Annotated in this window: 20 protein-coding genes and 1 riboswitch; of the genes, 9 read left to right on the forward strand and 11 right to left on the reverse strand. The window is 73.4% G+C overall.

All coding sequences use genetic code 11. The features are described from left to right. Positions 1-73: 73 nt before the first annotated feature. Positions 74-1486, reverse strand: coding sequence for a TY-Chap domain-containing protein (locus AYX06_RS15085; protein WP_062736463.1), 1413 nt, complete (start codon positions 1484-1486; stop codon positions 74-76). A 176-nt stretch (positions 1487-1662) separates the two neighbouring features. Then, the gene (locus AYX06_RS20760; RefSeq protein ID WP_062736464.1) at positions 1663-5007 is read right to left on the reverse strand and encodes a DEAD/DEAH box helicase; all 3345 of its coding nucleotides are present in this window, start codon (positions 5005-5007) and stop codon (positions 1663-1665) included. 127 nt (positions 5008-5134) lie between these two features. Between AYX06_RS20760 and AYX06_RS15095 the strand changes: the two genes are divergently transcribed. After that, positions 5135-8260, forward strand: a complete 3126-nt coding sequence (locus AYX06_RS15095; protein WP_062736465.1) for a hypothetical protein — start codon at positions 5135-5137, stop codon at positions 8258-8260. 90 nt (positions 8261-8350) lie between these two features. Here the strand turns inward: AYX06_RS15095 and AYX06_RS15100 are convergent, their stop codons facing one another. The 3 genes from AYX06_RS15100 to betT all read right to left on the reverse strand — a co-directional run bounded on the left by AYX06_RS15100 (position 8351) and on the right by betT (position 13744). Beyond that, on the reverse strand, positions 8351-9982 hold the full coding sequence (locus AYX06_RS15100) for a GMC family oxidoreductase (RefSeq protein ID WP_062736466.1): 1632 nt from the start codon (positions 9980-9982) through the stop codon (positions 8351-8353). A gap of 127 nt (positions 9983-10109) precedes the next feature. Then, on the reverse strand, positions 10110-11603 hold the full coding sequence (locus AYX06_RS15105; protein WP_062736467.1) for an aldehyde dehydrogenase family protein: 1494 nt from the start codon (positions 11601-11603) through the stop codon (positions 10110-10112). Then, positions 11600-13744, reverse strand: coding sequence for a choline BCCT transporter BetT (betT, locus tag AYX06_RS15110; RefSeq protein WP_062736468.1), 2145 nt, complete (start codon positions 13742-13744; stop codon positions 11600-11602). Before betT ends, AYX06_RS15105 begins: the two co-directional genes overlap by 4 nt. Before the next feature lie 177 nt (positions 13745-13921). Between betT and AYX06_RS15115 the strand changes: the two genes are divergently transcribed. The 3 genes from AYX06_RS15115 (at position 13922) to AYX06_RS19905 (ending at position 15253) form a co-directional block, all read left to right on the forward strand. Further along, on the forward strand, positions 13922-14452 hold the full coding sequence (locus AYX06_RS15115; protein ID WP_062736469.1) for a TetR/AcrR family transcriptional regulator: 531 nt from the start codon (positions 13922-13924) through the stop codon (positions 14450-14452). 219 nt (positions 14453-14671) lie between these two features. After that, on the forward strand, positions 14672-14878 hold the full coding sequence (cspE, locus tag AYX06_RS15120) for a transcription antiterminator/RNA stability regulator CspE (protein WP_047804984.1): 207 nt from the start codon (positions 14672-14674) through the stop codon (positions 14876-14878). Positions 14879-15067: 189 nt separating this feature from the next. Continuing rightward, entirely contained in the window at positions 15068-15253 is a 186-nt protein-coding gene (locus AYX06_RS19905) for a hypothetical protein (RefSeq protein ID WP_062736470.1), read from the forward strand. Positions 15254-15426: 173 nt separating this feature from the next. Here the strand turns inward: AYX06_RS19905 and AYX06_RS15130 are convergent, their stop codons facing one another. Further along, on the reverse strand, positions 15427-15723 hold the full coding sequence (locus AYX06_RS15130; protein ID WP_047804986.1) for a hypothetical protein: 297 nt from the start codon (positions 15721-15723) through the stop codon (positions 15427-15429). Positions 15724-16114: 391 nt separating this feature from the next. Next, positions 16115-16240, forward strand: a riboswitch (SAM riboswitch). A gap of 13 nt (positions 16241-16253) precedes the next feature. Between AYX06_RS15130 and AYX06_RS15135 the strand changes: the two genes are divergently transcribed. Both AYX06_RS15135 and AYX06_RS15140 read left to right on the forward strand, forming a co-directional pair. After that, entirely contained in the window at positions 16254-16442 is a 189-nt protein-coding gene (locus tag AYX06_RS15135; RefSeq protein WP_062736471.1) for a hypothetical protein, read from the forward strand. 22 nt (positions 16443-16464) lie between these two features. Further along, a complete protein-coding gene (locus tag AYX06_RS15140) occupies positions 16465-16848 on the forward strand; it encodes a PIN domain-containing protein (protein WP_062736472.1) in 384 nt (127 codons plus the stop codon). A 3-nt stretch (positions 16849-16851) separates the two neighbouring features. On the opposite strand, the gene AYX06_RS15145 is transcribed toward AYX06_RS15140, so the two are convergent. Then, complete coding sequence (locus AYX06_RS15145; protein WP_062736473.1) at positions 16852-18021, reverse strand: glycosyltransferase family 4 protein; 1170 nt, start codon at positions 18019-18021, stop codon at positions 16852-16854. A 113-nt stretch (positions 18022-18134) separates the two neighbouring features. Here AYX06_RS15145 and AYX06_RS15150 point away from each other — a divergent pair, with 113 nt between their 5' ends. Further along, a complete protein-coding gene (locus AYX06_RS15150; protein WP_232319323.1) occupies positions 18135-19658 on the forward strand; it encodes a cell division protein PerM in 1524 nt (507 codons plus the stop codon). On the opposite strand, the gene AYX06_RS15155 is transcribed toward AYX06_RS15150, so the two are convergent. Next, positions 19553-20053, reverse strand: coding sequence for a hypothetical protein (locus AYX06_RS15155; RefSeq protein WP_062736474.1), 501 nt, complete (start codon positions 20051-20053; stop codon positions 19553-19555). The two genes, AYX06_RS15150 and AYX06_RS15155, sit on opposite strands and share 106 nt — an antisense overlap. Before the next feature lie 59 nt (positions 20054-20112). Here AYX06_RS15155 and purN point away from each other — a divergent pair, with 59 nt between their 5' ends. Both purN and purH read left to right on the forward strand, forming a co-directional pair. After that, entirely contained in the window at positions 20113-20685 is a 573-nt protein-coding gene (gene purN / locus AYX06_RS15160) for a phosphoribosylglycinamide formyltransferase (RefSeq protein WP_084271656.1), read from the forward strand. A 166-nt stretch (positions 20686-20851) separates the two neighbouring features. Further along, the gene (gene purH, locus AYX06_RS15165; protein ID WP_062736475.1) at positions 20852-22462 is read left to right on the forward strand and encodes a bifunctional phosphoribosylaminoimidazolecarboxamide formyltransferase/IMP cyclohydrolase; all 1611 of its coding nucleotides are present in this window, start codon (positions 20852-20854) and stop codon (positions 22460-22462) included. A 116-nt stretch (positions 22463-22578) separates the two neighbouring features. Here the strand turns inward: purH and AYX06_RS15170 are convergent, their stop codons facing one another. From AYX06_RS15170 to AYX06_RS15180, 3 genes are all read right to left on the reverse strand, one after another. Further along, on the reverse strand, positions 22579-24801 hold the full coding sequence (locus tag AYX06_RS15170; protein WP_062737119.1) for an NADP-dependent isocitrate dehydrogenase: 2223 nt from the start codon (positions 24799-24801) through the stop codon (positions 22579-22581). 188 nt (positions 24802-24989) lie between these two features. Then, entirely contained in the window at positions 24990-25493 is a 504-nt protein-coding gene (locus AYX06_RS15175; protein ID WP_371860068.1) for an Hsp20/alpha crystallin family protein, read from the reverse strand. Positions 25494-25649: 156 nt separating this feature from the next. Continuing rightward, complete coding sequence (locus AYX06_RS15180) at positions 25650-26744, reverse strand: Gfo/Idh/MocA family protein (RefSeq protein ID WP_062736476.1); 1095 nt, start codon at positions 26742-26744, stop codon at positions 25650-25652. Between the last annotated feature and the right edge of the window lie 47 nt (positions 26745-26791).

The raw sequence follows: 26791 nt of genomic DNA on the forward strand, positions 1-26791 counted from the left end.
CTTCCCGACGAGTGTAGACCGGCAGCCCCCGCCCCCGGTTTCGGTGCACCGAAGGGGCGCGGGCCCCGGGAGGTCAGGAGTCGATGCTGTCCGCGGCGTCCGGGGCCGGCCACCGGTGGGCCTCGGGGGCGATCACGGAGCTCTCCTCCCGCGTCTCGGCGGGGAAGGAGCCCACCCCCCAGTGGAACCGGTAGGGGTCGGAGCAGCCCCAGCCGAAGCGCAGCCCCTCGACCAGCTTCTGCGCCGCCTCCGGGAAGCCCAGCGGGCCGGTGGTCCAGGGCTGGTTCCACGCCGAGGGCTCGTTCCACTCGTCCTCGTGGAAGAACGTGGCGTCCACGGGCCAGGCCGCGTGGGTCAGCTGGCCGCCGGAGACCACGGAACAGTCCACGCCGTGGGGTCCCACCCCGGCCCACGCGACCGGGGCCTCCGAGCGGTCGTCGTAGCGCTCGTACTCGACCACGAGGAAGTCGTTCCAGGGCAGCCGGGCGAGCACGGTGGCGATGAGCCGCCGCAGGTCCTCCCACACGTCCTCGCCGACGGCCTCGGTCGCCGTGCCGGGGCCGACCACCCCGATCCCCGCGCGGCCCAGCATCTCCTGGGCCTCGGGGGTGGCCAGGTCCGACCAGGTCCGTGTGTCCGAGAAGCCCTCCCCGACCGGCTCCCCGGCCGGCTGGCGGGTCGAGGCGAAGCGCATGGCCTCCTCCCAGGAGCCGAAGAACCGCCGGACGCCGTCGAAGTACGGCCGGCGCGCGCTGGAGGCCTCCTGCTCGACCACCCAGCGGCCGTACCGGGCCGTGGTGGGGTGGTGGCCGGTGCTGCGGCAGTGGGTGAGGAAGGCCGTCACCGCCGCGGCGTACTCGTCCTCCGTGAAGACGTGCTCGTGGGCGGGCTCGGTGCCGGCCCGCAGGCCGATCCGCTCGAGGGCCGCGTCCCAGTGCCCGCCGCCCAGGCGCTGGGCGACCACGCGCTCGGGAACGGGCCAGTAGTGGGCGATGCCGCACAGGAAGTTCGCGTCCGTGCACAGGCTCAGCCGGGCGAGCTCGTAGGCGTGCGCGCTGAGCGGGCGGCAGGCGGTCTCCTCGGCGCAGTGCTGCTGGGCCGCGCCGATGAGCGCGAGGGTCTGCTGCGTCAGGTCGCCGTCGGGATCCGCGCCGGCAAGCAGCGCGGTGACGTCGCGCACCACGTCGGCGCTCAGGTGCAGGGCGGCGTAGTCGCGGGCGGGGCCGAGGCCCAGGTGCTGGGCCATGACGAGCCAGACACCGGCGCCGACGGCGCCGTCGGTGACCTCGGGGGCGGTGGTCTCCTGCGGGAAGCGCTGGCCCAGCTCGGCGATCGCCGCGTCCAGCAGGACGGTGGACTCCTCCGGGAACAGCAGCTGGAAGCGCATCCGCACCTGCCCGCGCGTCATGCCGCGGTCGGCCATGGCGCGGATCAGGGAGCCATAGCGCTGCACGAAGGCTGCGAGGCCCGCCACGGCGTAGGGCATGGAGGGTCCTCCGGTCGGTCGGTCGTCGGGTGCCCGGTCGGGGAGACCGGGTAGGGGCGTCCCACAGGGAGCGGGGGGCGCACTGTCGATCCTAGTCGGTGACGGGTGCCGCCCGGGTGTCCCGGGGGATTGTGACCGGCGGATGACGCCGGTGTTCCCACCGGCAAAACCGCAGGTCAGGGCGCAATCAGCCCGCGGATGTCCTCGGCCGTGAGCGCGCTGGAGAACATCCGGTCGTCGTCCAGCACGGCCGTGAACAGCCGGGCCTTGCGCTCCTTGAGCGCCATGACCTTCTCCTCGATGGTGTCCCGGGCGACGAGCCGGTAGACCATCACCTTCTTCTCCTGGCCGATGCGGTGGGTGCGGTCCACGGCCTGCTCCTCCGTGGCGGGGTTCCACCACGGGTCGAGCAGGAAGCAGTAGTCGGCCTGGGTGAGGTTCAGCCCGAAGCCGCCCGCCTTGAGGCTCACCAGGAACACGGGCGCCTCCCCGGAGGTGAAGCGCTCGAGCACCCGCGCCCGGTCGGTCGTCGAGCCGTCCAGGTAGGCGTAGGGGATACTCAGCTCGTCCAGGCGGGCCGCGGCCTTCTTGAGGAAGCTCGTGAACTGGCTGAACACCAGCGGGCGGTGGCCCTCGGCCACGATCTCCGGCAGGTGCTCGAAGAGCAGGTCGAGCTTGCTCGAGGAGACCTCCGCCTCGGGGTCCACGAGGGAGGCGTCGAGGCTCAGCAGGCGCAGCGTGGTCAGGGACTGGAAGATCGTGAACCGGTTCCGGTCCAGGTCCTGCAGCAGCCCCAGGACCTTCTGCCGCTCGCGCTGCAGGCGGGTGTCGTAGAGCCGGCGGTGGGCGGGGGAGAGCTCCACCTCGATGGTCTGCTCGAGCTTGGGCGGCAGCTCCAGGTCCACGGACTCCTTGGTGCGCCGGAGCATGAGCGGCTTCACGCGCCGGCGCAGGCGGGCCAGCGCCGCGGCGTCCTCCCCGCGCTCGATGGGGCGCTGGTAGGTCTCGGTGAACTTCCGCCGCGACGGGAACAGGCCCGGCGCCGTCAGGGACAGCAGCGCCCACAGCTCCACGAGGCTGTTCTCCAGCGGGGTGCCCGTGATCGCGAGCGTGAACGGGGCCCCGAGGTCACGGACCGCCCGGTGCGCCTTGGTGCGGGGGTTCTTGACGAACTGCGCTTCGTCCAGCAGCACCCCCGCCCAGGGGACGCCCCGGTAGGCGCTCTCGTCCAGGCGCAGCAGCGTGTACGAGGTCACGACCACCTGGGCGCCGGCAACCGTGTCCGCGAGCGCGGTGCCGGCCTTGGCCTGGGTGTCGGTCACGCCCACGGCGGTGAGGGACGGGGCGAAGCGGTGGATCTCGGCCACCCAGTTGGGCACCACGGAGGTGGGCGCCACCACCAGGAAGGGCGGGAGGTCCGGGTCGCGCTCGACGGCGCGGCAGATCAGGGCGATCGCCTGGACCGTCTTGCCCAGACCCATGTCGTCGGCGAGGATCCCGCCGAGCCCGTGGTCCCACAGCACGCTCAGCCAGGCGTAGCCGTCGCGCTGGTACGGGCGCAGCTCGGCGTGCAGGGACGCGGGCACGGCGGGCGCCTCGACCGTCTCGAGCTCCAGCAGGGAGCGCACCGACGCCCGCCAGGCCTCGGCCTGGTCCGTCTCGGCCGCGAGGTCCTCGAACTCCTCCCACAGCCCGGCCTGGTGGCGGTGGATCCGCAGCGGGCCCTCGGGGGTCTCCTGCAGGGAACGGGCCTCGGCGATGAGCTCGCGCAGCCGGTCGAACTCGGGCCGGTCCAGGGAGAACCACGACCCGTCCGGGGCCAGCATCACGTCCTGGCCGAGGTCCAGGGCGCGGAAGACGTCGGCGAAGGAGATGTAGAACTCGCCGACCTTCACCGTGACCCCGAGGTCGAACCAGTCGCGGCGCTCCGTGGGGGCGGTGCTGACGGTGATGGTGGGCGGGTCGGTGATCTGCTGGTAGGCCGGGCGCCCGCCGGTGTGCTCGATCCGCAGGTCCGGGATCTTCTCCAGGGCGGGCAGCCACTGCCGCACGAGCACCAGGGCGTCCGCCGCCACGTAGCTCGAGCGGCGGAGGTCCACGCCCGGGGCGCGGTGCCGGACCGCGGCGGTGACCGCGGTCTCCCAGGAGGACTCCCGGTGCACCGGCTCGTCGGCGAGGGGATCCACCGGGCGGAAGGGCAGCCGGACCCGGTCGCGGCCCTTCTGGTACTCCCACTCCCACCGGGCGCGGATGGTCAGCTCCTGGTGCTCCAGGGTGAGCACCAGCTCGGGGTCGGCGACCTGCGGCAGCTCGATCGACCCGTCCCCGTTGTCCACGTCCATGCTGCGGTGCAGGCGGGGGAAGTAGCGGTCGAAGAACTCCTCCACCTCGTCCTGCGGGATCGTCAGACCGCCCGCGGTGTCCAGGAACCGCCGCTGCTCCCGGGTGAGCCGGGTGGCCAGGGGCACGAGGCGCAGCGGGAAGACGTTGAGGTCCTCGGTGTCCGCGACGTCCCGGGGGTCCCCGTCCGGGGCGAACAGCCCGTGCCCGGGGTCGCCGATGATCCGGGCGGTGTCCAGCGCGATCCGGCGCCCGCCGCTGTCCACGGTGGGCCGCAGCTGGAGGTCCTTCCCGGGGCCGCGGACGACGTCCACGTGGAAGCGTCCCGGTTCCTCGACCGTCACCGGCAGCCCGTGCTCCCGGCCGACCAGGGTGATCCCGGCGTCCTCGGCCCGGGCGAGGATGCCCCACAGCAGCGGCGAGGCGTAGGAGTCCAGGCGGATCCAGTGCCGGTCGTGCACCGCGTAGGGGGTGCGGGTGGCGCTCAGCGCCCGGAGCTCGTCGAACCAGTCCGCCTGGCCCGGGCTCAGCGGCCCGGCGCCGGGGTCCCCGCCGACGGTCTCCCAGTCCAGCCCGCCCTTGATCCACTGGCCCCGGCGACCCCTGCGCACCGGCCGCACGTAGAGGTGCCACGGGGAGCCGGCCCGGCCCGTGCCGTGCACGTAGCGGTAGGGCTCGCGGCGCAGGTCGAACTCCAGCGCCACCCCGGACGTGTCCTCCGGGGCAGCCGGTCCCGCGCCGCCGAGGATCTCGGCCAGGGCGTCCTTCCAGTCCGGCGGCTCCTCCCGCCCGGTGGCCGTGCTGCCCGCGGCCGTGCCCCCGGCCGCGGCCGCGGGGGAGAGGGGGGCTGCACTGCCGCCGGGCCGGTGGGCGCGCACGGCGGTCTCGAAGTTGTGGCGCAGCACCGTGGCGACGGCGTGCTTGCAGAAGCCCCCGGCGGGGCAGCTGCACCACGCCGGCCCCGGGGCGCCGCCGGTGCCGACGCGCACGGTGACGCTGTACACGGAGCCCGAGCCCTCCACCTCGGCGGAGAGGCTGCCCGCCTCCTGGGCCCCCGGGGACCACCGCACCGTCCGGACGCGCCCGGCGCGGAAGTACTCCTGGCCGCGCTGGAAGACCGCGGGCCCGGAGGCGGCCACGAGCCGCCGGGCGTCCACGAGGGGACCGGGGAGGGATTGCATCCCCCCACCGTATCCGCCCGCGCGGACGAACCACGAGCGTGCGGAGGCCCCCCGCGGGCTATCTATAATCGAGGCGACCCCTCGAACGACGACAGCGGCCCCACGTGCGGCCGCGGACGGAGGACTCGTGCCCGACACTGCTGGGCTCCGCCTCGGAGACCATGCCATTGCCGACAGTGCCGAGGAGCTCGCCTACCTCCGGTGGAACGACGCCGTCTGCGCGGCCTTCTTCGGCCCGGAGCGGGCGGGGGAGCTGATCTACCTCGACCTCGACGACAAGGTCCTCGCCGCGATCGGCGAGGAGCACGGGCTCGACGGGCCCGCGGCGCTGCGGGCGCTCGCGGACTCCGTGACCCCGCTGCTGGTGACCGGGGACAGCCGGCGCTCCGTGTTCGACGTGTTCAACCGCCTCAACGGCCAGTGGTACCGCGCCACCCGCCGCAGCCTGGACTCCATCGCGGAGATCCCGCCGCCGCCCGTCGTCGCGCTGCTGGCGCTGTTCGCGCTCGCCGGGCGGCACATGTCCACCCTCGCGGCGCGCACGGGCAACAAGTCCGTCTCGACCTTCTTCCTGCCGCTGACCGTGCTGCTGCAGGCCGGCCCGGACAACGCCAAGGCCCTCGAGTCCTCCTTCAAGAAGGACACCGAGGCCTACTGGGACGCGCTGCGCTACTGGCTGGAGCTGCGCGACGGCGAGATCGGGCTGCCCACGGCCTACGCGGTGAACCAGCGGCCCGTGGGGCTCGCACTCTCCCAGACGATGTTCGGGGAGGCGGAGCGCCGCCAGCTGCACCGGATGTTCGAGGACCTGGGGATGACCACCGCCCAGGGCCTCTCCGCGGCCGAGCTCGGGGTCTACCTCGACTTCTGGCTGGACATGGCCGAGACCAAGGCCTCGAAGGCCATGAAGCAGGTCTGGGCGAACCCGCTGACCCGGGAGCCGGGACTGGAGATCGCCCTCGCCGAGCTCGCCGTGTGGGAGCAGTCCCGCGAGCAGGCCCGCGCCGAGGTCCGCGCGCACGTCCGCGGGCCGGGCCGCAGCGCCGTCAAGTCGTGCTCGCTGTCCCTGGCGGACAGCACCGACTACGTGGGCAACCCCGTGTTCGAGCTCGGCTTCGTGGTGCCCAAGCGGTTCCTCTCCGGCCGGGAGGTGGAGCTGGAGACCACCGCGGGTCCCCGCACGGTGTTCCTGTCCTTCATCGGGGACGCCTTCCTGGGCGTGTCGGCCTACACCGCCCGGACGGACCCGGGGACGCTGCTGGGCGGGGCGCTGCGGCTCAGCGCCGGGGACGTGCGCTTCGAGCGCAACCCGCGGCCGGTCGTCATCTTCGCCAAGGACGGGTTCTCGGACACCTTCATCTCGGTGGACCACATCCCCGCGGCCTGGCCCTGCCGGATCATGGTCCGGGACGAGCCGGAGTGGATCGCCCAGATCAAGCGCGTGCTCGACGACTCCGCGTCCCCCGACTACCGCTTCGTGGAGGCCGGCACGCACGGCCTCGCGGAGGGCTGGGTGATGTTCGACGACGTGCAGGTGCTGCGGGCGGGCAACCCGGAGCTCACCGCCAACGACAACTTCTCCGGCCTCGTGCCGCGGCTGGTGCCGGCGGTGACCCTCTCGGGGGGCCTGCGCATCCCCGGTGACGTGGTGCGCTGGTCCACGCAGCGGCCCCCGCAGGTGACGATCACCTCGGACTCGGACGTGCCGCTGACCGTGGAGTGCGAGTGGCGCAACCCGCACTCCTTCAAGCTGGAGAAGGCGAAGCTCGCCGAGGCCCGGGTGCCGCCGTTCCAGATCTCCCTCCAGGGCACGCCCCTGGCCCGGGCCGACGGGACGCTCAAGCCCAACGACTACACCCTGGTGCTCAAGGCCGGGCGCACGGTCAGGCAGCGCCGGGAGTTCAAGCTCCGGGACTCGTCCTTCTACCTGACCCAGCGCTCCCTCGGCTACGAGGGGGAGATGGTGCACGTGGCGGACGAGCCGCTGTGGCCGGTCACCGCCTCCACCGTGGGGCAGCTGCCCGAGCACTACGTGCAGGGCGCCTTCGACAACCTGCCCGCGCGCCCGGCGCCCGAGGAGCACGAGGTGCCCGGCGCCCCCGGCTGGCACTCCTCCGAGGGGCAGCTGCTGCTCGAGCGCACCAACGTGCTGCCCGAGCCGGAGGGACGCTCCTGCCTGGCCACCGGCCGGCACCGGATCGTGCTGCCCGCCATGGAGCCGAAGGCGAGGGCCCCCTGGATCTTCGGGGAGTGCGCCCAGTGCGGGCTGCAGAAGCGCTACCCCGGGCGGCTCACGAAGCCGTCGGCGATCACCTCCACCGGCTCCGTGGACGCGCTGCGCTTCATCGGCCCCGACGAGGGGGAGTACCCCACGTCCTGGGCGCCGTTCCGCGACGCCCTCACCTTCCTGGGCGGGGGCAAGCGCTCCAGCCTGTCGATCCTCGCCCGGCAATTGGAGGACTCGGAGCGGTTCGAGGAGTGGTTCGTGGGCCACCTGCAGGCCCTGGGCTTCCTCGAGGTGGTGCGCGACGAGCACTGGACCGTGCGCCGCTGGCAGGTCTGCGGGCCGACCCTGACCCAGCTCGTGGACGGCTCCGTGCTGCTCACCGGCGGGTGGACGCCGGAGAAGGAGGCCGTGGTGGCCGAGGCGGCCGCCGCGCAGGACGCCTCCGTGGTGGTGCTCTCCCCGGAGGACCACGGGACGACCCTGCTGCAGGACGTGGACCTGGAGAAGCTGCGGGCGGCCCTGCCCGCGGGCTTGTGCGACGTGGTGCTCGACGCGGGGCCGGCGATGCTGGAGACCCTGCCGCCGCTGTCGGAGGTCGAGGAGCACCTGCGGCGCGCGGAGATGCAGTACAACGGGGTCGCCGAGCGGTTCGTGCCCGAGGACGCCACCTGGGAGCCCACCGAGGACCGCGACCGGCCGGGGCTGTACCGGATCAACCACCACCACCGGACGCGCTACGCCTTCCGCACCCCGGCCGACGTCGAGTCCGGTCACGCACGGTTCGTGGCCTCGGGCATCGGCAAGCACTTCGCGGCCCGGCAGGCCGGGGTGCCGATCGTCTCCTACGACCCCGAGCTGGAGCTGCTGTCCGTGCCCATCGGGGCGGAGCTGGCCGGGCTCTACGCCCGCGCCGCGGTGCTGTGCTCGGGCCTGCTGCCGGCGAAGGTGGACGAGGACTTCTCGCTCAACTACGGGGACGTCTCCCCGGAGTTCGCCCAGGCGCTGGTCGACAAGCTGATGAGCTGAGCGGCTGCCGGCCGGCGACGGCGACGGGCCCCGGGTCGTGAGACCCGGGGCCCGTCCTCGTCCGCCGCCCGGTGCGCGGCCCGTCCGCGGCTAGGCCGTCGGCACGGCCGCCTGGTCCTCGGCGGCCGCCCGGTCGCCGGCGTCCGCGGCGATCAGCTCGGCGGCCCGCTCGCCGATCATGTAGACGGTGATGTTGGGGTTGACGGTGGTCAGCTCCGGCATCACCGAGGCGTCGGCCACCCGCAGCCCGCGCACGCCCTTGACCCGCAGCTGCGGGTCGAGCGGGGACATCGCGTCGTCCACCGGGCCCATCCGGCAGGAGCCGGCCGGGTGGTAGACGGTGTTGTGGGTCCGGCGCACGTAGTCGGCGATCTGCTCGTCCGTCTGCACGTCCTCGCCGGGGAACAGCTCCCGCCCGGCCCACTCGGCCAGCGGGGACTGCGCCACGATCTCGCGGGCCTTGCGGATCCCGGCGGTCATGATCCGCATGTCGTAGCCCTCGGGGTCGGTGAAGTAGCGCGGGTCGACCCTGGGCTTGTCGCGGAAGTCCCGCGAGCGCAGCCGCACCGTGCCGCGGGAGCGGGCGTGGGTGACGTTGGGGGTGAGGCAGAAGACGTTGTCCGCGGTCGGGTAGCCCTGCCGGTAGGTGTGCATGTCGAAGTTGACGGAGCCGTAGTGCATCATCAGGTCCGGCCGGTCGCCGTCGGGGTCGACCCGGGTGAAGATCCCGGCCTCCCACCACTGCGTGGACTCGGTGACCATCGGCTTCCTCGCCTCCCACTGGATCACGCCCTCGGGGTGGTCCTGCAGGTGGGAGCCCACGCCGGGGGAGTCCACGAGCACGTCCACGCCGACCTCGCGCAGGTGCTCGGCGGGACCGATCCCGGAGAGCATCAGCAGCTTGGGGGTGTCGATCGCCCCGGCGGAGACGACCACCTCGCGGCGGGCGCGCACGGTGCGCGCGGTGCCGAAGGCGTTGTCGACGACCTCCACGCCCACGGCCCGGCCGTCCTCCACGACCACGCGCCTGGCCTGGGTGGAGTGCAGGACCGTGAGGTTGCTCCGGTCCGCGACGGGGTGGAGGTAGGACACCGAGGCCGAGGCGCGGGTGCCGTCGGGCCGGCGGTTGATCTGGAAGAAGTTCGCGCCCTCGACCACGGTCTTGCCGGTGTTGAACGGCGTGCGCGGGATGCCGGCCTGCTCGCAGGCCTCCAGCAGCGCGACGCCGCAGGGGTCGGCGTCGGGGATCTGCATGAGGTGCACGGGGCCGTCGTGGCCGTGGTGGGCGCCCTCGTCGTCGTTGGTCTCGAGCTTCTGGTAGAGCCGGAAGGCGGTCTCGGCGTTCCAGCCCTCGGCGCCGTGGACCTCCTCCCACTCGTCGATGTCCTCGGCCGGGGCCCAGAACGCGATGCACGAGTTGTGGGAGGAGCAGCCGCCGAGCACCTTGGCCCGGGCCATGCGCATGAAGGAGTTGCCGTTCTCCTGCTCCTCGAGCGGGTAGTCCCAGTCGTAGCCGGACTCCAGCAGCTCCATCCAGCGGCTGAGGGTGAGCACCTCGTCGAGGTGCTGGTCGTGCGGGCCGGCCTCGATGAGCCCGACCGTCACGGCCGGGTCCTCGGACAGCCGCGCGGCGACGACGGCTCCGGCGGAGCCGCCGCCGACCACCAGGTAGTCGAACTCCTGCGCGGTCTCGGGGGCGGGGGTGGGGCTGGGCGTGCTCATGTCTCTCCTCGACGTCTCGGGATCTCGGGGTCTCAGGGGTCTCGGGCTGGTGCTCGGGCGTCTCCCGGGGTGCGGTCGCCGCGGCGCCGTCGTCCCCGAGGGGCGACGGCGCCGCGGCGGGCGCGGGTCACCGCGCGGCGAACCAGCCGGTCACGGCGGGGGCGGTGTTCTGGTAGACGTGCTTGAGCTCCTGGTACTCGCCCAGGCCGGTGGGGCCGAGCTCGCGGCCGATGCCGGACTGCTTCATCCCGCCCCACTCGGCCTGCGGCAGGTAGGGGTGGAAGTCGTTGATCCAGATCGTGCCGTGGCGCAGGCGGGCGGCCACCCGCTGGGCGCGCCCGGCGTCGGAGGTCCACACGGCCCCGGCGAGGCCGTAGATCGTGTCGTTGCCGATCTCCACCGCCTCGTCCTCGGTCGTGAACGTCTCGACCGTGACGGTGGGGCCGAAGGCCTCGTCGTGCACGCAGTCCATCTCGCGGGTGCAGCGGTCGATCACCGTGGGCCGGTAGAAGAAGCCCTGCTCGAGGTCCAGCGAGCCGTCGGCGGAGGCGCCGGTGGCGAACCCGCCGCCGGTGCGGATCCGGGCGCCCTGCTCCCGGGCGCACTCGACGTAGGCGTGCACCTTCTCGCGCTGGGCGGCCGAGATCAGCGCGCCGGTCTCGGCCTGCTCGTCGAAGGGCCCGCCGAGGCGGATGCCCTCGGCGCGGCGGACGAGCTCGTCGACGAAGCGCTCGGCGATCGACTCCTCGACCACCAGCCGCGCCCCGGCGGAGCAGACCTGCCCGGAGTGCACGAACGCGCCGTTGAGGGCGTTGTCCACGGCGGCGTCGAAGTCGGCGTCGGCGAAGACCACGTTGGGGTTCTTCCCGCCCAGCTCCAGGGCGATCTTCTTCACGGTGGGCGCGGCCGCGGCGGCGATCGCCCGGCCGGTCAGCACCCCGCCGGTGAAGGAGACCAGGTCCACGTCCGGGTGGCTCGACAGCGGCGCGCCGGCCTCGGCGCCGGCGCCGAGCACGAGATTGGCCACGCCGTCGGGCAGGCCGACCTCCTGGAGGACCTGCATCATCAGGATCGCCGTGTGCGGGGTGAGCTCGGCGGGCTTGAGCACGAAGGTGCACCCGGCGGCGAGCGCCGGGGCGATCTTCCAGGCGGCCTGCAGCAGCGGGTAGTTCCAGGGCGTGATCATCCCGCACACGCCCACGGGCTCGGTGACGACCGTGGACACCACGGCCGGGTCCCCGGCGTCGACGACGCGGCCGGCGTGCTCGGCGGCGTTCTTGCCGAACCACGTGAAGCAGGCGGCGATGTCGTCCATGTCGATCTCGGACTCCACCAGGCGCTTGCCGGTGTCGAGGGACTCCGCGCGGGCGAACTCGGCCTTGCGTTCGCGCAGCCGGGCGGCGGCCCGCAGCAGCAGGTCCCCGCGCTGCGGGCCGGGCACCGAGGACCAGCGGCCGTCGTCGAAGGCGCGACGGGCCGCGGCGATGGCGCGCTCGGTGTCCTCGGCCGTGGCCTCGGCCACGACCCCGACCTCGGTGCCGTCGGCGGGGCAGACGATGGTGCGGGTGCCGCCGGCGGCGGCGGCCGCCCAGCGTCCGTCGATGAACAGGGTCTCGGTCACGGGTGTGCCTCCTTCGTCACCGCGGGGGTCTGCCCCGTCGGCACGTCGTGGATGTCGGTGGACCAGTCGGGGTGGCCCTCGGCGCCGGCCTGGATCTTGGACGGCCCGGTGTGGATGCTCAGGAAGGCCAGGTGGGCCTCCCAGTTGTCGAGGACGTCGTTGATGAGCTGCTCGCGGTTCCAGTCCATGACGTCGGTGCCCTGCGAGCCGGTCTCGTTGAAGACCTCCAGGCGGTAGTAGAGGTCCGAGTCGGGGTTGGTGCGGAACCCGCCGAAGGCCGGGACCGGGGTGGCCACGGGGTAGATCTGGTAGCAGAAGTCCCGGTCGTCGCCCATCGGCACGGTCAGCGTGTACTCCCGCAGCTCCTGGTAGCCGACCTCCGAGCTGGACAGCTCGGCGGCATGGCCCTGGGCGCAGAACTCCTCGACGACCTCGGCCAGGGCGGGGGCCAGCACCTGCTCCTCGTAGCGGCGCACCGCCCGCGGGCCCGGGAAGGAGCCGATGCGGGTGAGCCGGCGCCGCCACTGGCTGTCGGGGCCGGGGGTGCGGGAGGCCGTCACGGAGCGGCGGGTCGCGGAGCGGCCCTCGCGCTGGGAGCGCTCGGCGCGCAGGGCCTTCCAGAACCCGATCATCACCAGGTACATCACGATGGAGAAGGGCAGGCCGATGATCAGCGTGGCGGCCTGCAGGGTCGGCACCCCGCCCACGAGCAGCATCGCCAGAGTGAGCAGGCCGGTGGCCGCGGCCCAGAACACGCGCAGCCACTTGGGCCCGTCCTGGGTGGGGTCCTGGATGGTCGAGGTGAACGTGGACATCACCAGCGCCCCGGAGTCGGCGCTGGTGACATAGAACAGCAGCCCGGACAGGGTCGCGAGCGCGATGAGCAGCGGCGCTCCCGGGTACTGCTCGAGCAGGGAGTAGAAGGCCCGCTCGGGGGTGTTCATGGCGGCCTGCCCGAAGGCGTCGTCGCCGCCGGTGACGATCTCCAGGGCGCTGTTGCCGAAGACCGAGACCAGGATGAGGATGAACACGAACGGCACGGTCAGGGTCGCGACCACGAACTCGCGCAGGGTGCGGCCGCGGGAGATGCGGGCCAGGAACAGCCCCACGAACGGCGCCCAGGCGATCCACCAGGCCCAGAAGAACAGGGTCCACCCGGCCATCCACTCCGCCGCCCCGGTGTAGGCGAACGTGACGAGGGCCATCGACGGCAGCTCGGCCACGTAGTCGCCGAGGTTCTGCACGGTGGCGTCGAGCAGGAAGGACGTGCGCCCGGCGATGAGCACCCACGCCACGAGGGCCACGGCCATCAGGACGTTGAGCTCGGAGAGCCGGCGGATGCCCTTGTCCACGCCGGACACGCACGAGGCGGTGGCCATGACCACGGCCACCACGATCAGGGCGGTCTGGGCGGCGACGCCCTCCTCGATCCCGAACAGCAGGTACAGGCCGTAGTTGAGCTGGACCACGCCGATGCCCAGGGACGTCGCCACCCCGAAGATCGTGCCCAGCAGCGCGGCGATGTCCACCGCGTCCCCGGCGCGGCCGTGCACCCGCCTGCCGATCAGCGGGTAGAGGGCCGAGCGGATGCTCAGCGGCATGTTCCAGCGGTAGGCGAAGTAGCCGAAGGCCATGCCCATCAGGGCGTACATCGCCCAGCCGATCACGCCGTAGTGGAACAGCGTCCACACCACGGCCATGCGCGTCGCCTCGGCGCTCCCGCCCTCGCCGGCCGGCGGGCCGTAGTACTGGGTGACCGGTTCGGCCACGGAGAAGAACAGCAGGTCGATCCCGATCCCGGCCGCGAAGAGCATCGCCGTCCAGGTGAACAGGTTGTACTGCGGCTTGGAATGGTCCGGGCCCATCTTGATGGTGCCCTCGCGGGAGACCGCGACGATCACCACGAACGCCGTCACCACGGCGGCGGTGAGCACGTAGAACCAGCCCATGTTGGTCGCGATCCAGCCGACCACGGCGCCGATCACCGTGGAGGCCTGCTCGGGGGCCAGGATCGCCCAGAGCGAGAACACGACGATGCTCACGCCCGAGCCGGCGAAGACGGCACGGTTGACCTTGGGGCGGGTCCGCGCGCTCGGCGGAGCCTCGCTCTCGGGGGCGGATGTGGACAGGGCAGCGGTCATGTCGGGTCCTCCTGAGAAGGGTGGTCCGGATCTCGTGGGGTCGCCCGCACGCCGGTCCGGGCGGACCGGGCGGAGCGGGACGTCGTCGTCCCCGCGGCGGGCCGCTGTTCCGCCTGGGCGGGGCACCGGCCTGCGTCACATGGTGTCACCAACCTTCCGGTTGGTAAAGTAGTTTCCATGAACTCCTCCACCCGCGACCGCATCCTGGACGGCGCCCTCGAACTCGTGCGCAGCGGCGGCACGGTGTCCCTGGAGTCGGCCGCCCGCCGGGTGGGACTGAGCAAGCCGGGGGTGATGTACCACTTCCGGACCAAGGAGGCGCTCATGCTCGCCCTGGTGGACCGGGTCCTGGACGGCTGGGACGCGGAGATGGCCCGGCGCCTGCCCGCCCCGCCGGAGCAGGTGCCGGCCGAGGAGCGGGTGCGCGCCTATCTGGACTGGTGCCTGTCCGGGGAGGTCGACGAGACCGACCTCGTGATGCTCACCGACCAGCGGCTGCGGGCCACCCTCAAGAAGCACTGGGCCGAGCGGATCGCCCCCTGGGTGGACCTCCCGGAGGACCTGCCCGTCGAGCGGCGCACCCGCCTGCTGGCCGTGCGCCTGCTGGCCGACGGCGTGTGGTTCGCCGACGCCGCCGACGTCTTCCCCCCGGACCCGCAGGAGCGGGCGCGCGTGCGAGCGGTCGCCGACGAGCTGCTGGCGGGCTGAGCGCCGGCCGCGGCCGGCGGCCGCCGCGACCCGGGGTGGCGGGCCGCCGGAACTCGTGTACAGTGGAGCGAAGTTGTTGAGGTTGTCGTTTTTGTATTTCAAGCAGTTCGGCCCATCCGGGTGCAGCAGTTTTTCTGAGAAGACGTTCTCCACGCATCACAACTCTTGTGTTTCTCGAACGTCGGGAAACGTTCATCTCACGAAAGATCAGGTCTCACCATGACTACCGGTATCGTCAAGTGGTTCAACGCTGACAAGGGCTTCGGCTTCATCACCCCCGAGGACGGCTCCAAGGACGTCTTCGCCCACTTCTCCGCGATCAACTCGGGTGGCTTCCGCTCCCTGAACGAGAACGACCGCGTCGAGTTCGAGACCCAGGACGGTCCCAAGGGCCCCCAGGCCGCGAACATCACCGTCATCTCCTGACGTTCTCCTCAAGGGGCTCACGGGCCCGTTGATCGTCCAGAACCGCCGCCGGGCTTGCTCCCGGGGGCGGTTCTGCCGTTCCGGCGGCCGGAGCCGGCGGATCGCCGCACGCCGCGCCGGCGGCTGGGGCGTCGTCGGAGCCGGTGCCGTCGGCGCTCGTCGTTCCGTCACAGACCCGGAGGAGCTCGCATGACCGGACCCGTCCCGTCCCGTCCACCGGGCGAGGAGGACCCGTTCGTGGTGAACCGGGTCTCCGACGCCGAGCTCGACGTCTCCGTGCCCTTCGAGCTGGAGGTCTCGGAGTGGGACCTCGACGGCTCCGCCGACGAGGCGGGGGAGGGCTGGGGATCGGCCGGGGACTACGGCCTGGAGTGAGCCGCCGAGCCGCGGGGCCCGTCCGGCCGAGCTCTCCGGGCGCCGCGCGCGGCGCGGGCCTCGCGGCGCCGATCTCCCGAGGCCGATCCCGTGCTGCCGGCGAGGTGATTCCGGCCGCACGACGAAGGCCGCAGCCCACCGGGCTGCGGCCTTCGTCGTGTCCTGCCCGCCGGCTACGCCGACAGCGGGAGGGACGCGGGATGGAGCTTGAAGAACGGGTGCCGTCCGGTCGCGGCCAGGGCGCCGGGGACGAGAAGCTGGCGGTACTTGGCGCACCATTGCGCGGTGCCCGCCGTGTGCTCCGCCGCGGCGGCGAGGTCGTCGGCCTCCGCGCTGAGGTACTCCTGCACGTCGCCGTCCGTCGAGGTGATCCGGACGAGGTGCAGATCGGGGAGGGCGGTGACGGTGACGTCGACCCACTCCTCCCGCTGGTCGGTGGTGGAGGTTGTTCTTTCTTCGGACATGGTCATGTTTTCTCCTGACGTTCTTGCGGGCATCCGATGCCGTTGCCCACCGCTTCGTCATCCGATCCACCCGGGAACATCGGGTTGGCGCGCAGCGGGTCGGAGCCCCTCCGCGGTCCCTCCGGAGGGCGGTGTGCCCTCCGTCGAGCACGCGGACGCCGCATCTCGAGAAGCAGGACCAGGCTACCCCGCGCCTCCGACAGACCGGCAAGACGGCCATGACTTGTGTCACCGAACCGTAATGTCGGGGCCCGCCCGGGTGCTCGGAGCCCATTCCAGCGCAACGATGTGTCGGCGAGGTGTCGTCGCGGTGACGGGTCGGGGAAGGTGGGCTCACACGCCCGGGCGCACCGGCCGGGCGGGACCGGGCGGGGACGATGTGGTTGAATGGGGACAGCTTCAAGAGATCCGGTCGCCAAGCTCCGACTAGACCGGGCACCAACCCCATGTTCACGGGTGGTTCGGATGACGAAGCGGCTCGCATCGCCGCCGTGGCGGCACCCGCTGCGAGCAAGAGCGCCCGAAGGATCCCGGTCATGTCAGACGCCCTTCCCACCGTCGTCGCCGCCCGCCCGGGCGGGCCCGCCCCCGTTCCCGCCGCTCCGGCCGTGCTCGGCTGCGCGGCGATGAGCATCGACGACTACGCCCGGGTGGTCCAGGCGCGCACGGAGTTCGTGGACTTCCTGCTGGCCCCCGTCCGCGGCCGCCTCGCCGCCGCGGCCTGAGCGCCGGCGGAGGACCGAGCCCGTGGACCTGCTCCTGGACCGATCCGTGCTGCTCGGGGTGCGCACCCCGGACCGCTCGCCCGAGCTGGCCGGCGCCCTGCGCCGGCACGGCCACCGGCGGCTCTTCCTGTCGGCCCTGGTGCTGGGGGAGCTGCTGTCGGACCGGCCCGACGAGGCGCGGTGGACCGAGCAGCTGGAGCTGCGCTTCCCGGACCGCGTGCTCCCCGTGGACGCCGCCGTGAGCAGGGCCTGGGGCGCCCTCGGCGCCGCGGGGACGGCCGATCCGGTGGCCGGCCTGACCGCGGCCACCGCCCTGGTGCACGGGCTGACGGTGCTCAGCGCGGAGCCCGGGCGGTACGCCGGCACGGGCGCCTCCGTGCTGGACGCGGTCCCCGCCCGGGGATAGGCCTCAGACGGCCCGGCGGTGGCGCGGACCGTGGCCCGCGGCGCCCAGCGCCACGGCCCGGTCGTAGTGCTCCAGCAGCTGCCCGACCAGCACGTCCCAGGTCCGGCCCTGCACGGCGGCGTGCGCGGCGGTCCCGAAGGCGGCCCGCTTGGCCTCGTCGCCGACCAGGTCGGCCACGTGCCCGCGCAGCGCCGCGAGGTCCCCGGGCGGGTAGAGCCAGCCGGTGCGGGAGGAGTCGACGAGGTCCACCGGACCGCCCCGGCCCGTGGCCACCACCGGCACACCGGAGGCCATGGCCTCCTGCACGGTCTGGCAGAAGGTCTCGAACTCGCCCGGGTGCACGAACACGTCGAGGGAGGCCATGATCCGGGCGAGGTCGGCCCCGGAGCGGCGACCGGTGAAGTGCGCCCCCGGCAGGCGGCGCCGCAGCGCCTCCTCCTCCGGCCCCGAGCCCACGACGACGAGGCGGGTGCCGGGCAGGTCCGCGACCGCGGCGAGGTCCTCGACCTGCTTCTCCGGGGCGATCCGGCCCACGTAGCCCACGATCCGGCGGCCGCCCCCGACCTCCGCCCGCCACCGCTCGTCGCGGTGCCGCGGGCAGAAGCGGGTGGTGTCCACCCCGCGCCGCCACAGGTGGACGTCGCGCACCCCGTGCGCGGTGAGCTGCCCCACCGCCGAGGAGGACGGGGCGAGGGTCAGGGTCGCGGCGTTGTGCATGCTCCGCACGTGCCCCCACAGGAGCTGCTCGAGAAAGGGGGCTCCGTACTTCGCCGCGTAGCCGGGCACGTCCGTCTGGTACACGGCCACGGCCGGCACGCCGAGCTGCTGGGCCGCGAGGATCGCCCGCCGGCCGAGGACGAACGGGGAGGCGACGTGGACGACGTCGGGGCGGAACCGCTCCAGGTGCCGGCGCACCCGGGCCACGGTCCCGCCGGCCACGCGCACGTCGGGATAGCCGGTGAGCGGCAGGGCCGGCAGCCGGTGCACCGGCACGCCGTCGAGGTCCTCGACGACGTCCTCGGCGAGGCGTCCGAGCGGCGCGGGGTCGTAGGAGGGCGCCACGACCACGACGTCGTGCCCGCGCGCGCCCAGCTGCTCGACGACCCGCAGGACCGAGTGGGTGACACCGTTGAGGTGGGGGAGGAACTGCTCGGCGACCACGGCGACTCTCATGGCGCCGAGCCTTCCCGTCCCGGGCGTCCCCCGGGGGAGCGGCACGTGGCCCGCCGGTGAAGGCCCCGTGAAGCCTCGGCCCGGGCGCCGGAGGCGTGGGAAGATGGGCGGTGATGAACTCCCAAGGCTCTTCCTCCCCCGCCCCGTCCGCCGACCGCCGCGGCGTGCCCATGCCGCTGTGGCTGCAGGGCGTGGTGGAGCTCGGCTCCGTGGCCGTGGTCTCCTACCTGCTGATCCTGCTGACCGTCCTCATGGTGTGGCTCGCCGACGGCTTCGACTCGCTCGGGCTGACCGGCGGCTTCGTGCTCTCCGGCCAGGTGTGGCTGCTGGCCCACCTGACCCCGCTGCAGGTCGCCCTGGACCCCGGGGCCGGCCTGCCCGCGACCACCGGGACCGTCAACCTCGTCCCGCTGGGCCTGACGCTCGTGCCCTTCGTGCTGGCCTGGCACGCCGGGCGACGGCTGGCGCGGGCCTGCTGGGAGGGGCAGTTCTGGCAGCCGTACCTGAGCGGGCTGGCGGTGTACTCCGCCGCGGGGGCCGTGGCCGCGCTGCTCTTCGGGACCGGCGAGATCGCGGCGGGACCGGCCGCCGCCGCGGTGTTCCCCCTCGTGCCGGTCGCCCTGGGCGCGTTCGTCGGGGCGTACCGGGCCTCCCGCTCCCTGCCCGGGCTGATCGGCGTCAACGCCGCCGCGTGGGTCGAGCGCACGAGCCAGTACTCGCGGTGGGCCGGTTCCTACGTGTGGGCGGTGCTGCGGGCGGGCTTCGTCGCGGCCGTCGCCGGGGTCGGTGCCGGGGCGGCGCTGCTGGCCGCCGCGCTGCTGTGGAACTGGAACGACGTGGTGAACGTCTACCAGCGGCTGGGCACCGGGGTCCCGGGGGACACCGCCCTGACGGGGCTGCAGCTGGGCTACCTGCCGAACCTCGCGGTCTACGCCCTCGCGTGGGCCACCGGCGCGGGCTTCGAGGTGGGGGAGGGCACGCACACGTCACCGCTGGGCACGCAGGCCGGGCCGGTCCCGCTGCTCCCGGCCCTGGCCGCGCTGCCCCCCGGGGAGCTGCCGTCCTGGTCGGCGGTCGTGGTCGTGCTGCCGGTCCTGGCCGGGGTGCTCGCCGGCTGGTGGTTCCTGCGGGAGGGCGAGAACCACCTCGACGACTGGATGGCCATCCGGCTGCCCGCCCGCTGGATCACCTTCCCGCTCTCCACGCTGCTGACCGGGCTGTTCATCGGCGCGGTCGCGGGCGTGCTGGCGATGCTGCTGAGCTGGCTGGCGCAGGGCTCGCTCGGGCTGGGCCGGCTCACGGTGATCGGCCCGCACGGTCCGGACGTGCTGCTGTGGTTCGGGGCGGAGGTGGCCGTGGGGGCGGCCGTCGGCTACGTGGTGGGTCCCTGGCTGGAGCGGGAGCCGCCGTTCGCGCCGCTGCGCGGCGGCGCCGCCGGGGAGGACCCCGGGGACGGGCCCGGTGCGGACCTCGGGCGGACGGGCCGGCGGGAGGCCCGGGGAGCAGGCAGCAGCGCGGTCCCGCGCCCGGCTCAGGGGCGCGGCGTGGCCGACGCGGAGACCCCGGGATCGGCCGGGGCGTTCGACGTGGACGCTCCCGCGGCGCCCTCCGAGGTCCCGGGGTCCCCGGAGAGGTAGCTCCAGATCCCGTCCTCGAGCTGCTGCTGGCACTGCGCCGTCCCGGAGAGGGTCAGGGTGCTGGACACGCACTGCTGATAGGCCTCGGCCACCGGCCACAGCAGCAGCCGGGCTCCGCCGGTGGCCAGGCTCAGGGCGCCCAGCACGATCGCGGCGACCGCGCTCACCACCAGCAGCGCGCGCCGGCCGGACCCGCGCGAGCGCACGAGCGCCGCGATGCCCAGGCCGAGGCCGGCCGCCGCGGCCACGAGCCCGGCCACCGTCGGCCACAGCCCGGAGCCGACGAGCACGAGGGCCACCGCCGCGCACACCAGCGCGGCCCCCGCCGTGCGGGTCGTGGCGGCACGCCGGGCGTCCGCGGGGGCCGGCTCGGGATGCGGGCGGGGAGGGGTCATGCTCCTCACTCTAGGGCACCGCGCGGACCGGCCCGCGCCGCCCGACTAGACTCGACCGCATGCGCATCGTGGTCATGGTCTCCGGGTCCGGCACCAATCTGCAGGCGGTCCTCGACGCCGTCCGCGCGGGCCGGATCGACGTCGAGATCGCCGCCGTGGGCGCGGACAAGCCCTGCCGCGGGCTCGAGCGCGCGGAGGCGGCCGGGATCACCACCTTCCTCGTCCGGCCCGCGGACCACCCGGACCGGACCCGGTGGAACCGGGCCCTGCAGGAAGCGGTCGCCGCCCACGCCCCCGACCGGGTGCTCTTCGCCGGGTTCATGCGGATCGTCGACGCCGAGTTCGTCGAGGCGTTCCGCGGCCGGATCGTCAACACCCACCCGTCCCTGCTGCCCTCCTTCCCCGGGGCCCACGCGGTCCGGGACGCCCTCGCCCACGGGGTCAAGGTCACCGGGGTCACCGTCCACGAGGTCGTGGCCGACGTCGACGCCGGCCCGATCCTGGCCCAGGCGGCGGTGCCGGTGCAGGAGGAGGACACCGAGGCGCAGCTGCACGAGCGGATCAAGGCCGCCGAGCGGCAGCTGCTCGTGGACGCCCTCGGCCTGCTCGCCCGTTCCGTCCCCGCCCGCTGAGCAGCCCGCCGGGGTCTCGCGGGCGGGCCGGGGCGGCATCCGGCCCCGGTCCGGACACCCGCCCGCCCCGTGGTGCGACCGCACGGAGGAGCGGCGCGGCGCGGGTCCGTAAAATGGTCCCCGGCGGTTTCCGCCGGCAGCCCCGACCCCGACGCTTGGAGAACCTGTGAGCCCCATCCGACTTGACCGCGTGCCCATCCGACGGGCGCTGGTGTCCGTCTACGACAAGACCGGACTGGACGACCTGGCCCGCGGTCTGCACGAGGCCGGGGTGGCCATCGTCTCCACCGGCTCGACCGCGCGCCGGATCGCGGAGGCGGGGGTGCCGGTGACCGAGGTCTCCGAGGTCACCGGCTTCCAGGAGTGCCTGGACGGGCGGGTGAAGACCCTGCACCCGCGGGTGCACGCCGGGATCCTCGCGGACCGCCGCAAGCAGGAGCACGTGGACCAGCTCGCGGAGCTGGGGATCGAGCCGTTCGACCTCGTGGTCGTGAACCTCTACCCGTTCGTGGACACGGTGCGCTCCGGCGCCGGCCAGGACGAGGTGGTCGAGCAGATCGACATCGGCGGCCCCTCCATGGTGCGCGCCGCCGCGAAGAACCACGCGGCCGTGTCCGTGGTGGTGGACCCCGCCTCCTACGGTGCGGTGGTCGAGGCCGCCGGCGCCGGGGGGTTCGACCTCGCGGCCCGGCGCCGGCTGGCCGCCGCGGCCTTCGCCCACACCGCCGCCTACGACACCGCCGTGGCCACGTGGACGGCCCAGCAGTTCGACCAGGACGAGGACGCCAACCTCTGGCCGCCCTACGCGGGGCTGGCCTTCCAGCGCTCCGCCTCCCTGCGCTACGGCGAGAACCCGCACCAGAAGGGCGCCCTGTACGTCGACGAGGCGGCCGCCCCCGGCATCGCCCAGGCGGACCAGCTGCACGGCAAGGAGATGTCCTACAACAACTACGTGGACGCCGACGCCGCCCTGCGCGCCGCCTACGACTTCGACGAGCCGGCCGTGGCCGTGGTCAAGCACAACAACCCGTGCGGCATCGCCGTGGCCACCCCCGGCGCCGAGGACCCGATCGCCGACGCCCACCGCAAGGCCCACGCATGCGACCCGCTCTCCGCCTACGGCGGGGTGATCGCCGCGAACCGGACCGTCACCCGGGCCATGGCCGAGACGGTCAAGGACATCTTCACGGAGGTCGTCGTGGCCCCCGGCTTCGAGCCGGAGGCCCTGGCGATCCTGCAGGCGAAGAAGAACATCCGCCTGCTCGAGCTGCCCGAGGGCTTCGCCCGCGACGCCCTCGAGTACCGGCAGGTCTCCGGCGGGGCCCTCTTCCAGGTCGCCGACCGGCTCGACGCCGCCGGCGACGACCCCGCCTCCTGGACCCTCGCCGCGGGGGCGCCGGCCGACGAGCGGACGCTGGCCGACCTCGCCTTCGCGTGGAAGGCGCTGCGGGCCGTGAAGTCCAACGCGATCCTGCTCGCCGACCAGGGCGCCTCGGTGGGCATCGGCATGGGCCAGGTCAACCGGGTGGACTCCTGCCGGCTCTCCGTGGAGCGGGCCGACGCGCTGGGCGAGGACGGCGCCGAGCGCGCGCGCGGGTCCGTGGCGGCGTCGGACGCGTTCTTCCCCTTCGCGGACGGGCTGCAGGTGCTGCTCGACGCGGGCGTGCGCGCCGTCGTCCAGCCCGGCGGCTCGATCCGGGACGAGGAGGTCGTGGCCGCGGCCGAGGCCGCCGGCGTGACCATGTACTTCACCGGGGCGCGGCACTTCTTCCACTGACCCGCTCCCCGGCGCGGCTTCGGCGCCGCGCACGGCAACGGCCGCACCCCCGAGGGGGTGCGGCCGTTGCCGTGCGCGCCGGTCACCCCGCCCGGGGCGACCGGCGCGGGGCCGGCTCAGGCGGACAGCGAGGCGAGCACCCGGTTGAAGGTCTCCGAGGGGCGCATCACCGCGGACGTCCTGGCGTCGTCCGGGCGGTAGTACCCCCCGATGTCCGCCGGGCGGCCCTGCACGGAGAGCAGCTCCTCGTTGATCGCGTCCTCGTGGGCGGCCAGCTGCTCCGCCACGGAGGTGAAGGCCTGGGCCAGCTCGGCGTCCTCCTCCTGGCGGGCCAGCTCCTGGGCCCAGTACAGGGCCAGGTAGAAGTGGCTGCCGCGGTTGTCGATCTCCCCGACCTTCCGGCTCGGGGACTTGTTCTCCTCGAGGAAGGTGCCGGTGGCGCGGTCGAGGCACGCGCCGAGGATGCGGGCGCGGGCGTTGTCCGCCGTGGTGGCCAGGTGCTCCAGGCTCGCGGCCAGGGCCAGGAACTCGCCGAGGCTGTCCCAGCGCAGGTGGTTCTCCTCGACCAGCTGCTGGACGTGCTTGGGGGCGGACCCGCCGGCGCCGGTCTCGAAGAGGCCGCCGCCGTTGATCAGCGGGACCACGGAGAGCATCTTCGCGGAGGTGCCCAGCTCGAGGATCGGGAACAGATCGGTCAGGTAGTCGCGCAGCACGTTGCCGGTGACGGAGATGGTGTCCTCGCCGCGGCGGATCCGCTCGATGGAGAACGCGGTGGCCTCCATGGGGGACATGATCTCGATCTGCAGGCCCTCGGTGTCGTGCTCCGCGAGGTACTGCTCGACCTTGGCGATGAGGTTGGTGTCGTGGGCGCGGGTGCGGTCCAGCCAGAACACGGCCGGCGTCGCGGAGGCCCGGGCGCGGGTCACGGCCAGCTTGACCCAGTCCCGGATCGCGACGTCCTTGGTCTGGCAGGCGCGCCAGATGTCGCCGGGGAAGACCTCGTGCTCGATCAGCACGGTGCCGGAGGAGTCGACGAGCTGGACGGTGCCCTTCGCGGGGATCTCGAAGGTCTTGTCGTGGGAGCCGTACTCCTCGGCCTTCATCGCCATGAGGCCCACGTTCGGGACGGAGCCCATGGTCCGCGGGTCGAACGCGCCGTGGGCGCGGCAGTCGTCGATCACGGCCTGGTAGATCCCGGCGTAGGAGCTGTCCGGCAGCACCGCCAGGGTGTCGGCCTCCTCGCCGTCCGGGCCCCACATGTGCCCGGAGGTGCGGATCATGGCCGGCATCGAGGCGTCCACGATGATGTCCGAGGGCACGTGCAGGTTGCTGATGCCCTTGTCGGAGTTCACCATGGCCAGCGCCGGGCCGTCGGCCAGGCCCTTGTCGATCGCGGCCCGGACCTCGTCGCGGACCTCGGCCGGGAGCGCGTCGAGACCGTTGAGGATCGCGGCCAGGCCGTTGGCGGGGGAGAGGCCGGCCTTCTCCAGGGTGGCGCCGTGGGCGGCGAAGAGCTCCGGGAAGAACGCCTTGATGACGTGGCCGAAGATGATCGGGTCGGAGACCTTCATCATGGTCGCCTTCAGGTGCACCGAGAAGAGGACGCCCTCCCGCTTGGCGCGCTCGACCTGCTCGGCGAGGAACGCGTCCAGGGCGGCGGCCCGCATCACCGTGGCGTCGACGACCTCGCCGGCGAGGACGGGCACGGACTCCTTGAGCACCGTGGTGCCGCCGTCCTCGCCCACCAGGCGGATCTGGAGGGTGTCCTCGGACGCCATGACCACGGACTTCTCGTTGTCGCGGAAGTCGTCGGCGGCCATGGTGGCCACGTTGGTCCGGGAGTCCGCGGACCACTCGCCCATCCGGTGCGGGTTCTTGCGGGCGTAGTTCTTCACCGAGGCGGGGGCGCGACGGTCGGAGTTGCCCTCGCGCAGGACCGGGTTCACGGCGGAGCCCTTCACCTTGTCGTAGCGGGCGCGGGTGTCCTTCTGCTCGTCCGTCTCCGGCTCGTCCGGGTAGTCCGGCAGCGCGACGCCCTGCTCCTGCAGCTCCTTCACCGCGGCCTTGAGCTGCGGGACGGAGGCGGAGATGTTCGGCAGCTTGATGATGTTGGCCTCGGGCTTCTTCGCCAGGTCGCCGAGCTCGGCGAGGGCGTCGTCGACCCGCTGGTCCTGGGGCAGGCGGTCGCTGAAGGCCGCGAGGATGCGCCCGGCCAGGGAGATGTCCCGGGTCTCGACCTCGACGCCGGCGGTCGAGGCGTAGGCCTCGATGACCGGCTTGAAGGAGTAGGTGGCGAGCAGGGGCGCCTCGTCGGTGCGGGTGTAGATGATCTTTGCCATGTGCGGGCTGTCTCCCATGTATGTCGACGGATGCGGGACGGTGTTTCCTGGTGCCAAGATACCCGAGCCCGCGCCCGCCCCGGTGACCGGTGCCCGCCCGCGGGCGCCCCCGGGCACGGCCACGGGCCCGCTCCCCGGAGGGAGCGGGCCCGTGGCCGCGGGGCCGGAGCGCCTGAGCGCCGGCGGGATCAGCCCTCGGTGGACTGCGTGGAGCTGGTGCCGTTGACGAGCTCGCCCTCGCCGATCACGCGGTCGCCCTCCTGGCCGTCGCCCAGGGCCTGCTGCTCGCCCTGGCCGGAGACCACCTGGATCTTGCGCGGCTTGGCCTGGGCGGACACCGGGATGGTCACCGTGAGCACGCCGTTGTCGTAGCTCGCGGCGATGTTCTGGATGTCGATGCCCTGGCCGAGGTTGAGCTGGCGGACGAACGAGGAGCTCTGCCGCTCCCGGGTGATCCACTGGACCTCCTGGACCTCGGGCAGCTTCCGCTCCGCCCGGATGGTCAGCAGCTGACCGTCGACGTCGACGTCGACGCTCTCCGGGTCGATGCCCGGCAGGTCGGCCCGCAGGATGTAGCGGTCGCCGTCCCGGTAGAGGTCCATCGGCATCTCCCGCAGGCCCTGGCGGGCGAACAGCGAGGCGGCGAGGCGGTCGAAATCGTTGAACGGCGTGAACATCGTGGCCACGTCCATCATCTCCTCAACTACATGAGCAGTGCCTTTGACAGTTAGTTGAGTCGTACCGGCTCAACTGTGATTGATGATAGCTCCGCCGCGGGACGGGGTTCAACGGTTGTGACGGCCGATCGCCCAGGGCGAACCCGGCCGCCGGCGGGGGCGGCGCCGCCCTCAGCGGCGGTCGTTGGGGTAGCCCACCCCGATCCGCTCGCGGACCTGGTCGAAGAGCTCGACGAGCTCGAGGGAGTCCGCCCAGGGCATCACGGGGGACTCCGGCAGCCCCTGCTGGATGCAGCGGGTGGCCTCGCGCATCTCGTAGACGTACCCGGCGCCGGTCACCTCCACCTGCTCCACGACCGGGGCGGCGCCCCCGCGCGCGCCGTCGGCGCTCTGCAGCACCAGGGTCGTGGGGCAGTTGATCCGCCCGTCCACGCGCAGCCAGCCGTGCGTGCCGCTGACGGTGACCTGGTGCGGCACGGTGCTGGAGAGGGTGCCGCTCACATGGCCCCGGCCGTGCCCGAAGTCCAGGGTCAGGGCGGTGTCCAGGTCCACGGCCGTGGCGCCCAGCTCGGCCCGGGCCGTCCAGCTCTCCGGGGCGCCCAGCACGGCCCCGGTCCAGGTCAGCGGATAGACCATCATGTCCAGCAGCACCCCGCCGCCGTCGGCGTTGCGGAAGAGCCGGTGGTCGGGGTCCACCGGGCGGTGGGTGCCGATCGAGGCCTCGACCGAGCGCACCCGGCCCAGCCGCCCCGCCCGGATCCAGTGCATCGCCGTGCGGAAGCCGGGGGTCATCCGGGTCCAGACGGCCTCCATGAGGAACACCCCGTGCGCGCGCGCCAGCCCCAGGAGGTCGCGGACCTCCGCGGCGGTCATCGCCAGGGCCTTCTCGCACACCACGTGCTTGCCCGCGCGCAGCAGCGCGGACACGTCCCGGTGGTGGTAGCCGTGCGGTGTGGCCACGTAGACCACCTCCACGTCCGGGTCGGCCGCGAGGCGCTCCAGGCCCGTGCTCGCGGCGGTGTTCCCGTACGCCCGCTCCACCCCGTGCCGGCGGGCGAAGTCCTCGGCGCGGTGCTGGTGGCGGGAGCTCACGGCGACGAGCCGGGCGTCCGGCAGGGCGGCGATGTCCGGGACCACCTTCTCGGCGATGTCGGCCGTGCTGACCACGCCCCAGCCGAGCGTGCGGCCGGTGGGGGTGAGCGGGGCGTCCAGGTGGGCGGCGTCGAGGGCGGCGTCGACGAAGGGCGAGAGGGTCGCGGCAGGCATGGGCGCATTCTGCCACGCCCGTCCCGGCAGGACGGGTGCCCGGCACC

The sequence above is a fragment of the Kocuria turfanensis genome (assembly GCF_001580365.1).
GTDB classification, from domain to species: Bacteria; Actinomycetota; Actinomycetes; order Actinomycetales; family Micrococcaceae; genus Kocuria; species Kocuria turfanensis.

Bases quoted from the DNA above. Each gene is read 5' to 3' on its own strand.
- betT (WP_062736468.1), bottom strand. From the start codon at position 13,744: ATGACCGCTGCCCTGTCCACATCCGCCCCCGAGAGCGAGGCTCCGCCG.
- AYX06_RS15085 (WP_062736463.1), bottom strand. From the start codon at position 1,486: ATGCCCTACGCCGTGGCGGGCCTCGCAGCCTTCGTGCAGCGCTATGGC.
- AYX06_RS15180 (WP_062736476.1), bottom strand. From the start codon at position 26,744: ATGCCTGCCGCGACCCTCTCGCCCTTCGTCGACGCCGCCCTCGACGCC.
- AYX06_RS15130 (WP_047804986.1), bottom strand. From the start codon at position 15,723: ATGACCATGTCCGAAGAAAGAACAACCTCCACCACCGACCAGCGGGAG.
- purN (WP_084271656.1), top strand. From the start codon at position 20,113: ATGCGCATCGTGGTCATGGTCTCCGGGTCCGGCACCAATCTGCAGGCG.
- AYX06_RS15100 (WP_062736466.1), bottom strand. From the start codon at position 9,982: ATGAGCACGCCCAGCCCCACCCCCGCCCCCGAGACCGCGCAGGAGTTC.
- cspE (WP_047804984.1), top strand. From the start codon at position 14,672: ATGACTACCGGTATCGTCAAGTGGTTCAACGCTGACAAGGGCTTCGGC.
- AYX06_RS15135 (WP_062736471.1), top strand. From the start codon at position 16,254: ATGTCAGACGCCCTTCCCACCGTCGTCGCCGCCCGCCCGGGCGGGCCC.
- AYX06_RS15145 (WP_062736473.1), bottom strand. From the start codon at position 18,021: ATGAGAGTCGCCGTGGTCGCCGAGCAGTTCCTCCCCCACCTCAACGGT.
- AYX06_RS15175 (WP_371860068.1), bottom strand. From the start codon at position 25,493: ATGGACGTGGCCACGATGTTCACGCCGTTCAACGATTTCGACCGCCTC.
- AYX06_RS15170 (WP_062737119.1), bottom strand. From the start codon at position 24,801: ATGGCAAAGATCATCTACACCCGCACCGACGAGGCGCCCCTGCTCGCC.
- AYX06_RS15115 (WP_062736469.1), top strand. From the start codon at position 13,922: ATGAACTCCTCCACCCGCGACCGCATCCTGGACGGCGCCCTCGAACTC.
- AYX06_RS19905 (WP_062736470.1), top strand. From the start codon at position 15,068: ATGACCGGACCCGTCCCGTCCCGTCCACCGGGCGAGGAGGACCCGTTC.
- AYX06_RS15155 (WP_062736474.1), bottom strand. From the start codon at position 20,053: ATGACCCCTCCCCGCCCGCATCCCGAGCCGGCCCCCGCGGACGCCCGG.
- AYX06_RS15150 (WP_232319323.1), top strand. From the start codon at position 18,135: ATGAACTCCCAAGGCTCTTCCTCCCCCGCCCCGTCCGCCGACCGCCGC.
- AYX06_RS20760 (WP_062736464.1), bottom strand. From the start codon at position 5,007: ATGCAATCCCTCCCCGGTCCCCTCGTGGACGCCCGGCGGCTCGTGGCC.